Below are 12,913 nucleotides of genomic sequence, written 5' to 3' on the forward strand. Positions count from 1 at the left end.
AGTTTATGGCTCGTAAAGAACGTGCACCAGAGGAAGATGCAGCGATTGATATGACACCGATGCTTGATATCGTGTTTATCATGCTTATCTTCTTCATTGTAACCACTGTTTTCGTTAAAGAAGCAGGGATACAAGTGAATAAACCGGGCGCTAGCCAGGCGTTTTTACCTAAAAACGCTAATATCTTTATTGCTGTCACGGAAGACGGTGTTATATGGATGGATAAGCGCGAAGTTAAGGTTGAATCTATTCAAGCTAACCTTGAAAAGCTTTTAGCCGAACAGCCTTCAGATGTTGTTATTATTCAAGCAGATGAAAAGGCTGAACATGGTATTGTGGTTAAAGTGATGGATCAAATCAAAGCCGCAGGTATCGACCAAATCTCAGTAGCAGCAAGAGGAGCTTCTTAATTATGCGAGTAATTATCTCTATATTGCTTGGTGCAGTAATCGCTTTTGGCCTGTTTGTAATCATGGCTAAACTGGTAGCGAACTCTTCGCAACCAGCAAGTGAAGTACCTGAGTCGCCTGTTATTGATATTGTAATGTCGGACCCAGACGAATCTACTCAAACTCGTCAACGTGTTCCACCACCACCTCCTCCTCCGCCTCAGCAACCGCCTAAAATTCAGCCGGTTGAACCTGATGTAGAAGATGCAAACGCAGACGGTGTAAGCTTTAATATGCCAGCTGTAGATGTGGGTGGCGCGTCGATTGATATTGGTGGCGTTGGAAATATGCAACGCGATGGTGAAGCAACTCCAATTGTTCGTATTGAACCTAAATACCCAGTGCAAGCTGCTCGTGATGGTAAGGAAGGATGGGTTATCTTATCTTTCACTATCAACGAAGTAGGCGGCGTGGACGATGTTGATGTTTTGGATGCAGATCCTAAACGTATCTTCGACCGTGAAGCTAAGCGCGCATTACGTAAATGGAAATACAAGCCAAAAATCGTCGATGGGAAACCTGAAAAACAGTTCAATATGAAAGTGCAATTGGACTTTAAATTGGATCAAGGCTAATGAAAAAGTTTGTATTAAATGTTACTGCGATAGCAACTTTAGGTGCCGCTACATTGCTATCAAACTCAGCAGCAGCTCAGTCGGCACCCGTTGCTTGTGCAGATTACAAGCGTGGCACAACCAACATCGTTGGTGAGCGCGTTGGTAAAAAGATCCAGAAGGCTCTTGAAGCATATAACAACGATCTGATTGATGAAGCATTAGCAATTCTGTACGAAGTTGATGCTAAAGACGGATACGACAAAGCGTTTGCTGATAACTTTATCGGTAAGATGTTAGCTGGTCAGGATGGTAAAGGAGCTAAAGCTCTTGAGTATCTTGAAGGTTCAGTTAACCCTAAAGCGCTTAATGATTCTGAGCATGCTAATACCGTAAGACTTGTTGCTGACCTTAGTATGCAAGAAAAAGAATACGGTAAAGCAGTTAAGTACTATCAAGAGTGGATGAAGTTCACTTGTAAGGAAGATCCTGATATTTATACTCGAATGGCGCAAGCTTATTATGAGTTGAAAGAGCTTCCTAAGATGGTACCACCTGCTGATAAAGCCATAGCTTTATATGAAAAACCTAATAAAAACCCGTATGTTTTAAAGTTACAATCATTTTACGAACGTAAAATGTATCCGGAAACTGTTGCTGTTGCTGAAGAGCTAGTGCGTAAATTTCCTGATAATAAACAGTGGTGGTCACAATTAGGCTTTTTCTACATGTTAGTAGAGGACTATAAAAAAGCTCTCTCTACATTTGAAATTGCATATAATCAGGGTTATCTGTCTAAGAAGTCTGAAATAAAAGCGTTGTCTCAACTTTACGCGACTAATGAAATTCCATATAGAGCAGCAGTGCTTTTGGAAAAACACATGAAGTCGGGATTGATAGAAGAAAGCGAGCAAACGTTATCGAGTCTTGCTAATTCTTATCATCAAGCTAGAGAGTATAAGACAGCTGCTAGTTATTATGAAAAGGCCGCTAAGATAGAAAACGATGCTGATTTATATCGTAAGCAAGGTATCTTATTGTTAGCCGCTGAAGATTATAAAGGTTCTATAAATGCATTACAGAAGGCGTTAGATAACGGAGCAGATCAAACTGGCCGTATTCATATCGCAATGATGGAAGCAAATATTTATACTGGTAACTTCCGTCAAGCAATGGTTCATGTTCGTGCCGCGAAGAAAGACAAAAACGTGGAACGTACAGCTAGAGCTTGGGAACCCTATATCAAAGAAAAAGCTAAAAATCGCGGTATTAAAGTCTAGTTTAAACGACTTACATATCCGAATTCATAAAAGGCTTCTTAATCGAAGCCTTTTTTATTTCGCTTTGTCCCTTCCTGAATTACGTTAACCAATCCTTCCATGAAATACGTTTACGAGTCCTGCCTGTTATTAGATTCCCCATTAAATATGTTTGCCCATTGTTTATTTAAAACTAAACCATTAGCTTTAAGTTTGTATACCTAAGGGGAATAGGGTGTCTTTATTAAACTTTTAGTGTGATACCTAACTTGTTTTAACAAGCTTTTGTGTGCCAGAGAGATTAGATTAGTGCTCAGACATTATTAAAATATATAAATAATTAAAGGTATTGTTCTATCAGCAGTCTTAATTGCTCACGAAGATGGCTCTCAATCTGTTTTTTACCTGTAAGTTTGTACGCTCTGGATATGTACTCATAACTCATCTTATTTACGATCACATCATTTATGAAGTCATTAGTTTGCCTTAAATGTGGCGCTAACTTTTCAGCATTTATATTAAGGGAATCTAGCCAATGAAAAATGGCAAATTCCACGCTGTATAAGGGACGGTTTCCGGCTATAAATTGCTTTAGTAGACTCAGCCAATAGTTTTTCGTTTCTTGGCTGTTGAATACGTCTTTATCAGATTTTACATGCAGAGTGTTTAATAATTGGGTAATTAATGATGGTGATAATGCTTGTAGGCGATAATCTTGCTGATAATTTATTTGTTGCTGACACATCTCCTTTAAGAATTTTACTGATTCTGTGGCTTGAGGAGTTAACGGTTTGAGCATTATTGCGCTAAATTCACCGCTTGATGCATCTTGTTTAATACCGAGTTTTACTAAATGAAAATCATTCTTAAACCAGAAGTTCGCCAGTGCTTTGGTTAATCCAAATGAGCTCCCTAAGAAGTCAATATGGTTTTTTATAGCGTCTTGTTTAATCAGCTTCAGCATCGTAGAGCCTAAATGTTGATGTCTAAATTGCTGTTTAACCGCAATTCTAACAATGCGTAGGTGGCTGTCTAACATGAATTTAGGTTCATAATGGTCGAAAGCTAATCGTTGTGGGATTAAGTGCCCAGGGATTCTTCTGTTGCCTTGTGCAATGTTTATGGCCAACGGCTTCAGGTATTCTCCACCTTCTAATGCAGTCAGCGCCACGCAAATAGGGTCTGAATGCTGATCATGTATTACATGTATCTGTTGGTTGGCGTCCAACATTCTGACTAAATCGTCAGGTGTAGTTTGGTAATGGGCGTCGACTAAAAGCTCAAATATTCCATGCAGTAGTGCTGGCTGCGAAATCAATTGGTGGCCATTATAGGTTTGATAACTTAATGAGTCTGCTAAACCTTTACAGTTGTTTGTGCTCGCCAATAGTTGATTTGGTAATCCTTGAACAGAGGGAGGTTGGCTTGTTGGTTGTTGTGATAATATGTTTTCAGTGGTGGTTTTAAGGGCCATAACCTGATGCCAAAACGCTTCAAGTGGATCATTTTCAAACCACCTTATCGGAGTATGTAACACAAATTCACGAAAGTTCGCAAAGTGAGTTTTTAAAAACGGTTTGAAGCGTAGCTCAAATCCTCTTCCGCTGCCTTCATAGCCGTGTATTGTGGTACTAAGTATAACGTTCGGATACTGTGTTACTAATTGTTCCAGCACTTCTGTTGGTATTGATGCAGCTTCATCAATGAACAACCAGTCCCCTTTAGGTTGCGATTTAATTATTTTGTCAAATGCAAGGTACTGGATTGGATTAACGTGCTGATTACTACTGGCAAAGTCGTCATTTTTAGACTCAATAAATTTAGCCGCTTGATTAAATATTTGCTGAGTCATTGAGCGATGGGCGGAGGTAACTATAAATCTAGACGTAGTTGATTGGGCTATTTGTCCTGCTGCAATGCCTAGGGCTGAAGATTTTCCTCTACCTCGGTCAGCTAGAACAACTATCTGGTTGTTGTTTCTGCCATGCACATACTTTATATATTCCACCAATTGGTATTGGTCTGCAGTCTTACAAGCTTCGTCTTGGAAAAGTTGCTCGTTTACATTTACCTCTTTAACTTGAGTGAGCTTGGCGTGATGTTGTTGCCATATTGAAACCTCAGGAAAGGATTCTATATGTTCAACTAACCAATCAATAAATGCCGAGCGCTGATTACTTGTATCGCTGTTTAAGCCTTCTACTAAACTTTGAGTTTTGGTATGTGTCGACCAAGTTTCTAGATCGGGGCAAAGTAGGATCATTAACCCACTTTGGCTAACACAACCACTCATTGCCAGTAGCGCATTGCCTCTTAGTTCAGCAAAACCGTCATATATGACCCATTCAAACTCCTGACCTAAGACACTTCGATATTGTTTGCTTTGAATATTATTCAAACCCGCTATTTGACCTACACAAATGTTTGTTGAAGGCTCATTAGCAGCAAATATTTGGGTAATTGAGTCTTCTACCCAATTTTGCGTACCGGATATGACTAACAATTGTCGATGGCATTTATGCCGTTTTCGTTCTGCAAGCCAAGATTTTACTTCTGTTGTCATATGCTTTTTTAGTTAAATTCTTGATATAGTTTAGTCCCCCTAGTGTATTGAATAAAATTGAGGAATACGAATGCGCTTTCTAACGCGAAGATTAGTGATGCCTGGAGATTTAAATTATGCGGACTCTTTGTTTGGTGGGCGTGCTTTAGAGTGGATTGACGAAGAAGCGGCTATTTACGCAATTTGTCAGTTAGAAACCAATGTGTTGGTAACAAAACATATTGGTGAAATTACCTTTGAATCACCCGCTTTGAAAGGTGATGTGGTGGAGTTTGGCTTAGCGACCAAAAAGGTGGGACGAACTTCCATTACCATTTCTTGTATGGTTCGAAACAAAGCCACTAAAAAAACCATCTGCATGGCAGATGATATTGTTTTCGTAAGTTTAGATCCAGAGACCAGAGAGCCAACTCCACATGGCAAATCGATGAAAGAGCTGGAAGAACAAACGAAAGAAGAATTGAGATCATTAAATTTAAATGATTAATTCCTTCTGATTTATTCGGAATTTCAATAATGAGTTGATTCAATGCCGCTGACGGTGAGATTTTAATTCAACGTTAGCGGCATGTTTTCACTTTATACGCTTGCACTTACTATATTTTTAACGTCTTCAGGGGTGATGTTTTGTCTTTCCCCAATTTTTGTCATACCCGCTTTTTCGAGCCTTGAAGCAACCTTATCAGCCACATCTGAGTCAATATTATATTCAGAAAGTGTTGTTTTTATTCCCATATCACGGAAGAATTGTTCAGTTTTTTCAATCACTAAGTTAATTGCACCTTCTTCGTCATAGCGACTTAGTCCCCAAACACGTTCTGCGTACTGAAGCAATTTTTCACGTTTGTGCTCTCGTTGATAGTGCATCACTCTAGGTAAAATAATCGCCAATGTGACCGCGTGATCTAAGTTATGGAGTGCCGTTAATTCATGGCCAATCATATGAGTAGACCAATCTTGGGGAACACCCACACCAATTAAACCACTCAATGCTTGTGTTGCATTCCACATTAGATTAGCTCGTAAATCATACTCTTTTGAACTGAGAACTTGAGGGCCAATATCAATTAGGTTACTTAAAATTGATTCTGCAAAGCGATCCTGAACACTGGCATTAACAGGGTAAGTTAGATATTGCTCTATAACATGAACAAAGGCATCGACTACACCATTAGCTAGTTGCCGCTCTGGTAAAGAATAGGTCACTTCTGGGTCAAGTACCGCAAATTTAGGTCTGACATGTTCAGACATAAAGGACAATTTAAGGTTGTGCTCGCGCCGTGTTACTACCGCCGCTGTGTTTGTTTCGGTACCTGTGGCTGGCAATGTTAAAATGCAGCCTAGGGCAGTGGCCTGTTTAACTTTTTTCCCCTTGGCTAGAATGTCCCAAGGATCTCCATCGAAATGCGTGGCTGCAGCAACAAATTTAGCCCCATCAATGACTGAACCGCCACCAACAGCAAGAATAAAATCAACATCTTCAGCTTTAACCATAGATGCAGCTTTCATCAAAGTTTCATATTCAGGGTTGGGTTCTATGCCTGAAAACTCACACCAATGATGGCCCTCAAGCTGTTCAATAACCTGTTGGTAGATACCATTATGTTTGATGCTCCCTCCACCGTATATCAACATGATTTTGGCATCGGGTAATAAAGAAGATAACTTACTAATACTGTCTTTTCCAAAAACAACTTTAGTAGGATTGTGGTAGATAAAGTTTTGCATTTTCAAATCCAAAATAAGGTTAAGAAGCTGAAAAGTTTCGATTAACTATATTGAACCACTAAGTGAGAAATTCAAGTTGAATGTATGAATTAACTGTCATTCATATATTCAATAATTTCCCTTACTTTCAGCGTATTTTTACAAGTTTAGAGTATTCAACTGGTTAACCCAAGTTTCTGAAAATGGCAGACGAAATGCTGGGCTTCTTAGTTAAAGTTACACAGGGATAGTTGAATTCTAAAAAACACTCATTTATTCATGGAGATTCGATTGCGCCCTTGCTATCATCTGATTGTTCAAGTTAAACAATAACTTGTTACACCAGGGGGTGCTCTTTGCTGAGATCCAATTTGTTGGAAACCCTTATACCTGATCCGGATAATACCGGCGTAGGAATGGTCATCAAGAACTTCTCAAAGCTTTCCATTTACTGCCGAAATACCGGATCTTTTCATTAATTAGAAGAGATCCAAATGAAATTGAAATTTCCTTTACTTTACACTACTTTTTTATGCGCTATACCCTCATTAGCCTTGTCTGCTGAAAATCTAGAAGTAATTACCGTTACGTCTGATTTTAGAGAAAATGATATCCAAAATGTAACCGCTAGTGTGAGTGTCATATCTGAAGATATCATTGAAAAACGGAATGCATTCCATCTTGAAGATATTTTAGGGATGGGCGCGAATATAAATTTTAGTAGTGGGGCTTCTAGAGGACGCTTTATTCAAATCCGTGGTATTGGCGAGCGTAGTCAGTATTCTGAACCGAATAATCCTTCAGTGGGGTTACTGGTAGATGATTTCGATTTTTCTGGTTTTGCAGGTTTAGGCACTTTGTTTGATGTTGAACAAGTCGAAATCTTGCGTGGACCACAAGCCACTGAGTTTGGCGCGGCAGGTATGGCTGGAACCATTAAAATCAAAACCGCTGAAGCTGATGATCAGCAACAAACCAAATTTCTTGCTACCGTTGCTCAGCAAGGTACTTGGAATATTGGTGCAGCTTACGGAAATCAAATTAACGATAAACTGTTTTATCGTGTTGCTATCAATCAGTTTAAAAGTGACGGCTTTATCTATAATCAATTTCTTGATAGGGATGACACCGATAATCTTGATGAATTAACTGCTCGATTAAAGTTGAAATATTTAGCGACTGAAAACACAACAATAGATTTTAATTATCAGTATTTTGATATTGATAACGGCTACGATGCTTTTTCACTTGATAATGACGGGATCACCCGTTCAGATGAACCCGGTGTTGATACCCAAGAAACTCATGCATTTGGTATTAAAGCGAATATTGAGTTTGCCCAATCCACCCTAATTGGCTCGTTAAATCACACCACATCTGACTCTGTGTATGGCTATGACGAAGATTGGACTTATGTGGGCTTTCATCCGTGGGAATACAGTTCAACGGATTACTACTTTCGCGAAAGAGACTTAACCAGCATAGATTTACGAGTTGTATCAAATGATAATGGCTTGATTTTTGATGACACAACACAGTGGTTAGTTGGCTTCTTCGGCCGAGATATTGACGAAAACACCCGCAGAAATTACACCTATGCCGAACAAGATTTTAGCAGCCAATACGAACCCATCAATCTAGGCATCTACGGGCAAACTGATACTCAGTTGAACGAGAATCTAAGTTTGAGCTTAGGCCTTAGAGCAGACCGTTTTAAAATGGATTATGTCAATAATGAGGGGTATGTGGAGCAACAAACCGACACCATGGTAGGCGGTAAAGTTGTACTTAAATATTCTATAAATCAAGCTTCGGTGTATTCGAGTGTGTCTAGAGGGTATAAAGCAGGCGGATTTAATCCTGACCAAAGAGTCACCGAAGAAAGTCGTTTATTTGCTCCTGAATATAACTGGAACTATGAAATTGGTATAAAAGGGCAAGCATTCGAAGATCAACTTTTTGTGCGGGTCGCCCTTTTCTATATGGATAGAGAGGATACGCAGGTTAGCGATTATGACGTACAAATCAGTGAAGAAGGAATTCCGAGTTTTATCGATATTATTGGTAATGCTGACGTAGGCACAAACAAAGGGGTAGAAGTGGAGCTTGATTGGCAAGTATCGGACTCCATCAATCTTAGTGCAAATTATGGATACCTAGATGCTTATTTTGGCGGTTACACTCAAGCCGATGGCACCTATATTGATAAACAATGGCAAGCCCAAGCACCCAAAAGTTCATTTAACCTAGCAGCATTAGGCTATATATCCCAGAACGTAAGTGTGCGTATAGAAGCAGATGGAAAAGATAATTATCGTTTTTCAGATGGACATGATGTGGAGTCTCCTTTTACGGTCTTAGTCAATGCCCAGTTGCGTCTAGATTGGCAAGACTGGACGTTTTCAGTATGGGGTAAAAATATACTGGATCGTGAACATTATGTTCGTGGTTTTGGCGGGTTTAGTAATGACCCAAGAGACGAGTATGCGACACCTGAACCTTACTTGCAGCTTGGTGATGGTCGCCAATTTGGACTGACTGCAAGTTTACGTTATTAATTATATTGGACACTTATTATGAAATCCGTAGTTGAAATCTCGTTATACCCACTTAACCAAAAATACTTGGCGCCGATTCAAGACTTTATTGATCGCCTTAACACTTACCCGCAGTTAACTACGTCAACTAGCGATACTAGTACCATAGTGCGCGGAGACATGACGGAGTTAATGGGCATTTTGAATACTGAAATGCAAAAGACTTACGAGGAAGTGGGCCAAGCTATTTTTGTTTGCAAGTTCCTAAATGGTGATGCCATGGGTGAATCTAGCTAATGGCCGAGCTTTACGCTGCTCTGCTGGAACAGTTTCAGCAACAATCAATGCTAGAGGTAGTGGCTGTGATTTTTTCACTGCTCTACCCCTGGTTGGCAGCTCGACAAAATATTCTATGCTGGCCAGCGGCATTAATTAGCACAACACTTTATGTCTATATCTTCTGGGAAGTCAGTTTACCCTTTAATAGTGTTCTTAATCTGTACTACTTAATGATGGCGATTTATGGGTGGCTAAAATGGCAAAAGAATGCGCAAGATAAAGCGCTAGAGGTGTCGGTAGTACCGTTATTTGTTCACCTATGGATTGTTTCCTTATTAGTGATGGTTGGGGTAGCGTTGCCGCATCTAGTGACACTTTCGTGGCAGGGAGCAGACTTATATCTAGATGCGTTGGTAACCGTATTTAGTGTGTATGCCACTTACTTAATGGCCAATAAGGTACTAGAAAACTGGCTATTCTGGATTGTTATTAACTCTTTTGCTGCTTATTTATACTTTATTAATGGGTTGCTACTCACCGGTATTATGTTTATTTGGTATTTTGGTTTAGCTATTTACGGTTATCTGAAGTGGCGAAAAGACTATCTCACTGACTCCGTGGGCAAAGAGGTTTACCTATAAAATCTAACTTGAGTCGGGTGCATAGCAAGCGTATGCTGAGATTCCAAGATTAGAGGAAATATGATGAGAAAAGCCCGAATCATTGATGAGTTATTAGCGAGTCAACTGTTTGGACAACATTTGTCTTTGGAGCCTATAAAGGGTGGGGCGGTGAACTTAAGTTATCGCCTCACCACTCAATCGGCGGTGTATTTTCTAAAGACCTTTGAACTAAATCATATTACCCCCACAGATAGGCAAGCCTTATTTATTCAACAACAGCAATTGAGTGAACTAGGAATAACTTCACAGCCGATTTACTTATCCAAAGCCCATGATTTTCAAGTTGAAACTTGGATTGAGCACGTTTCCTTACTAAACGTAAACAAACCTAAAAATGACAAAGTTCAAATATTGGCAAAAGTACTAAGTGAAATTCATTCTCTGCCAACGTTGGCTACTTCAATTGATTTACCCAAAGACTGGATAATTTATTTGCATGCCGCGAGTGTTGATGATGAGGGGTATTGGCAGCAACGGATCAACGAATGCAAACCAAGTTGGATTGAAACGCATAAAACTGACCAAGTACTTTGTCACAACGACCTTGCAATGGAACACGTGGCTATTCATGAACCTGCTTTCGTGTTTGATTGGGAGTACGCGTCTTTAGGTAATCGCTATTTTGATTTAGCCTCATGTGCACTCATAAATAATATGGATCATCATGAAATGACAACCTTGCAGCACAGTTATGCTCAATTTTGTAAATTAAGTGAGCACCATGTATTCGAGCAGTTTCAAAAACAATTTCCTATTGTACAATTGACCTATGACTTGTGGAAAGAAGCGGCAAAATCCATTTTATTAGACGATGGAAATAGTTAAGTTCAAGAAAAGTGAATAAATTTTACTAATTTGCTGTGCAAACTACTTTACCTTTTATTATCCATGAGTATAATGCTGCTTCTTCTGCAGGGGTGTAGTTCCAATTGGTAGAACAGCGGTCTCCAAAACCGACGGTTGGGAGTTCGAATCTCTCCACCCCTGCCAATTTTTCTGTTAGTCTTGAAGAATGACCGAACTTACCTCAAAACCATTAAGCAAATATCAATCTGCCATGCTTACCCATATGGGAATTGTGCCTTGGCAATTAAAATCCAACGATCAAGACCCAGTTCAGCTTGCAAGTAAGCAGCCTATTGAAAACGATGTATCCAGTGTTGAGCCTCAAATGCTCAGTCAAGAGCAAAAGCAGGCTGGATTGCAGCGGCTAAGGCAGAAAATTGAAACTACACGCAAATCTGCAAATCATGGTGTGCTTTTGTGTTTGCCAGAGTGCAAAACAAGCCAGCTTTTGTCCGATATACTCTTGTTTGCAGGTTTAAGCATCACAGACTGTATGTTTGAAGAAAGCGCAGATCCAAAAGATTATGCTGATTTCAAATTAGCCTGGCAGGTCGGTGAAAGAATCTCTATCAATGGTTTGGTGTTAACTGCTCCAGCACCAGATCAAATTACATCTAGCCAAGACAAAAAACAATTGTGGCAAATTTTACATCAGTTGTTTTGAGTTATTATGGATAGTGCACTTCAAGAGATAAATAAAAGCAATTACTCAACTGCATTTTATATACAGCAATCTTGTCATCTTAATCCATGGTCAGAATCTGTTTTTATGGATAGCTTAAGCAAACCTTATTTTGCGTTTCAATTGATAATCGATAATCAAATTGTTGGCTATTACGTTGGGCTTAATGTGGCAGGTGAAGCAACATTAATGGATCTTGGTGTAAGGGAAAAATGTCGAGGTAAAGGCTTCGGACAGCAGTTGCTCGATCATTTTATGCAGCAATGTGACCAATTTAATTGTGAAGAGGTTTGGCTGGAAGTGAGAGAATCGAATCAAGCAGCCGTAACACTTTATACAAAAAGTGCCTTCGAGTTTGTAGAAGTTCGAAAAGATTACTACCCAACTAAAACAGGCCGTGAAAACGGCCTGATTATGAAAGCAACTATAAAGCAATAATTACCTTACAGCAGCACTCTCTAAATTCATTTGCTGGCTCGCATCAGAGCGTTCCATAGCCATTTGAACTATTGTAGAAGAGTTAAATTGACATCCACTACACATGGCTATGAATTGGTTCATACTTGGACTGCCAATATTCTTTTCCCAGTTTTCATAAGTCTTTCTGGTTTTAACATTTGCAAGTTTAGCCATTTGAACTGTTGTTAAACCTGCTTCTAAACGCATTTTACGTAAATCACTACCCGTTATATACATAAGGTTCCTACTCCATTTATTGTTATATATGTAGCAAACAATATTTAAATTGGCGTTAAAATATTTATTGTCTGCCTTAATTTTAAACATATTGTATGCAAGCTTTTGTGGATTGAGTTCCACATGGTGTAAAAAACCATCCTAAAAATATAACTGGTTGTTTTTTAAAGGTAAATAATTTACCTAGTGGGTCAAATTTACTTGAAACTAGAGGGGAATCTAGGAAGAAGGTACTTTTGACACGGGCACAAGCACCTTTCTGAAACTAATACAGCGTTGAGGCATCGATGTATCACATTATTAGACTAACTTAGATACAAGGCTGAACATTTATATATTAATACCGTAGATGGGGCCTAAGGTAGTGCTATAAAAATTTGTAAATCTAGCAAATAAACTTTTAACGATGAATCATTCTTTTGGGTCTCTTCACTCTTAATTTTTTAATAAATTCAATAAGCCTTCGTACCAGCTACTTGTTTCTTCAACCGCAATAGGTGGCTTTTGTTTAGAACCAGCATTGGCGCTAGTGGCAGCAACAGTGGTCGATAGAGCGAAGGTCAACATAGCGGCTTTAATAAGAGTTTTGTTTTTCATGGTCTTTCCTTAAAATTAATAATGAGTTAATGATTTCTAATTAGCTGAAAAAGTCGAGGAT

14 protein-coding genes, 1 tRNA gene and 1 riboswitch are annotated in these 12,913 nt (G+C 39.2%); of the genes, 11 read left to right on the forward strand and 4 right to left on the reverse strand.

Features of this window, described 5'->3' with window-relative positions:
- Positions 1 to 5 precede the first annotated feature (5 nt).
- The 3 genes from ABJV04_RS13880 to ABJV04_RS13890 are packed head-to-tail and all read left to right on the forward strand — an operon-like array spanning position 6 to position 2,283.
- Positions 6 to 410, forward strand: coding sequence for a biopolymer transporter ExbD (locus ABJV04_RS13880; protein ID WP_303477528.1), 405 nt, complete (start codon positions 6 to 8; stop codon positions 408 to 410).
- Complete coding sequence (locus ABJV04_RS13885; RefSeq protein WP_348492162.1) at positions 410 to 1,024, forward strand: TonB family protein; 615 nt, start codon at positions 410 to 412, stop codon at positions 1,022 to 1,024. The genes ABJV04_RS13880 and ABJV04_RS13885 overlap by 1 nt, the downstream gene beginning before the upstream one ends.
- A complete protein-coding gene (locus tag ABJV04_RS13890) occupies positions 1,024 to 2,283 on the forward strand; it encodes a hypothetical protein (RefSeq protein ID WP_348492148.1) in 1,260 nt (419 codons plus the stop codon). The genes ABJV04_RS13885 and ABJV04_RS13890 overlap by 1 nt, the downstream gene beginning before the upstream one ends.
- Before the next feature lie 319 nt (positions 2,284 to 2,602).
- On the opposite strand, the gene ABJV04_RS13895 is transcribed toward ABJV04_RS13890, so the two are convergent.
- Positions 2,603 to 4,825: a GNAT family N-acetyltransferase gene (locus ABJV04_RS13895; protein WP_348492149.1), complete on the reverse strand. Its 2,223-nt coding sequence runs from the start codon at positions 4,823 to 4,825 to the stop codon at positions 2,603 to 2,605.
- Between the two features lie 70 nt (positions 4,826 to 4,895).
- Between ABJV04_RS13895 and ABJV04_RS13900 the strand changes: the two genes are divergently transcribed.
- Positions 4,896 to 5,312, forward strand: coding sequence for a hotdog domain-containing protein (locus tag ABJV04_RS13900; protein WP_348492150.1), 417 nt, complete (start codon positions 4,896 to 4,898; stop codon positions 5,310 to 5,312).
- 92 nt (positions 5,313 to 5,404) lie between these two features.
- On the opposite strand, the gene ABJV04_RS13905 is transcribed toward ABJV04_RS13900, so the two are convergent.
- Positions 5,405 to 6,553 (reverse strand): iron-containing alcohol dehydrogenase, encoded by a 1,149-nt coding sequence (locus tag ABJV04_RS13905; RefSeq protein ID WP_348492151.1) that lies wholly within the window; start codon positions 6,551 to 6,553, stop codon positions 5,405 to 5,407.
- Positions 6,554 to 6,867: 314 nt separating this feature from the next.
- A riboswitch (TPP riboswitch) is annotated at positions 6,868 to 6,966 on the forward strand.
- Between the two features lie 60 nt (positions 6,967 to 7,026).
- Here ABJV04_RS13905 and ABJV04_RS13910 point away from each other — a divergent pair.
- The 7 genes from ABJV04_RS13910 to rimI all read left to right on the forward strand — a co-directional run bounded on the left by ABJV04_RS13910 (position 7,027) and on the right by rimI (position 11,997).
- Positions 7,027 to 9,090 carry a TonB-dependent receptor gene (locus ABJV04_RS13910; protein ID WP_348492152.1) on the forward strand — a complete coding sequence of 688 codons (2,064 nt, stop codon included), beginning with the start codon at positions 7,027 to 7,029 and terminating at the stop codon, positions 9,088 to 9,090.
- Positions 9,091 to 9,108: 18 nt separating this feature from the next.
- Positions 9,109 to 9,366 (forward strand): YkoF family thiamine/hydroxymethylpyrimidine-binding protein, encoded by a 258-nt coding sequence (locus tag ABJV04_RS13915; RefSeq protein ID WP_348492153.1) that lies wholly within the window; start codon positions 9,109 to 9,111, stop codon positions 9,364 to 9,366.
- The gene (gene pnuC / locus ABJV04_RS13920; RefSeq protein WP_348492154.1) at positions 9,366 to 9,989 is read left to right on the forward strand and encodes a nicotinamide riboside transporter PnuC; all 624 of its coding nucleotides are present in this window, start codon (positions 9,366 to 9,368) and stop codon (positions 9,987 to 9,989) included. The genes ABJV04_RS13915 and pnuC overlap by 1 nt, the downstream gene beginning before the upstream one ends.
- Before the next feature lie 63 nt (positions 9,990 to 10,052).
- On the forward strand, positions 10,053 to 10,856 hold the full coding sequence (locus tag ABJV04_RS13925; protein WP_348492155.1) for a phosphotransferase: 804 nt from the start codon (positions 10,053 to 10,055) through the stop codon (positions 10,854 to 10,856).
- Between the two features lie 88 nt (positions 10,857 to 10,944).
- Positions 10,945 to 11,021: transfer RNA gene (locus ABJV04_RS13930), tRNA-Trp, on the forward strand.
- A 22-nt stretch (positions 11,022 to 11,043) separates the two neighbouring features.
- A complete protein-coding gene (locus tag ABJV04_RS13935; protein WP_348492156.1) occupies positions 11,044 to 11,541 on the forward strand; it encodes a hypothetical protein in 498 nt (165 codons plus the stop codon).
- 6 nt (positions 11,542 to 11,547) lie between these two features.
- Positions 11,548 to 11,997 (forward strand): ribosomal protein S18-alanine N-acetyltransferase, encoded by a 450-nt coding sequence (rimI, locus tag ABJV04_RS13940; RefSeq protein ID WP_348492157.1) that lies wholly within the window; start codon positions 11,548 to 11,550, stop codon positions 11,995 to 11,997.
- Here the strand turns inward: rimI and ABJV04_RS13945 are convergent, their stop codons facing one another.
- Both ABJV04_RS13945 and ABJV04_RS13950 read right to left on the reverse strand, forming a co-directional pair.
- Positions 11,998 to 12,378, reverse strand: a complete 381-nt coding sequence (locus ABJV04_RS13945) for a helix-turn-helix transcriptional regulator (protein WP_348492158.1) — start codon at positions 12,376 to 12,378, stop codon at positions 11,998 to 12,000.
- A gap of 312 nt (positions 12,379 to 12,690) precedes the next feature.
- Complete coding sequence (locus ABJV04_RS13950) at positions 12,691 to 12,852, reverse strand: hypothetical protein (protein WP_348492159.1); 162 nt, start codon at positions 12,850 to 12,852, stop codon at positions 12,691 to 12,693.
- Between the last annotated feature and the right edge of the window lie 61 nt (positions 12,853 to 12,913).

The sequence above is a fragment of the Aliiglaciecola sp. genome (genome assembly GCF_039982535.1).
Lineage (GTDB): Bacteria > Pseudomonadota > Gammaproteobacteria > Enterobacterales > Alteromonadaceae > Aliiglaciecola.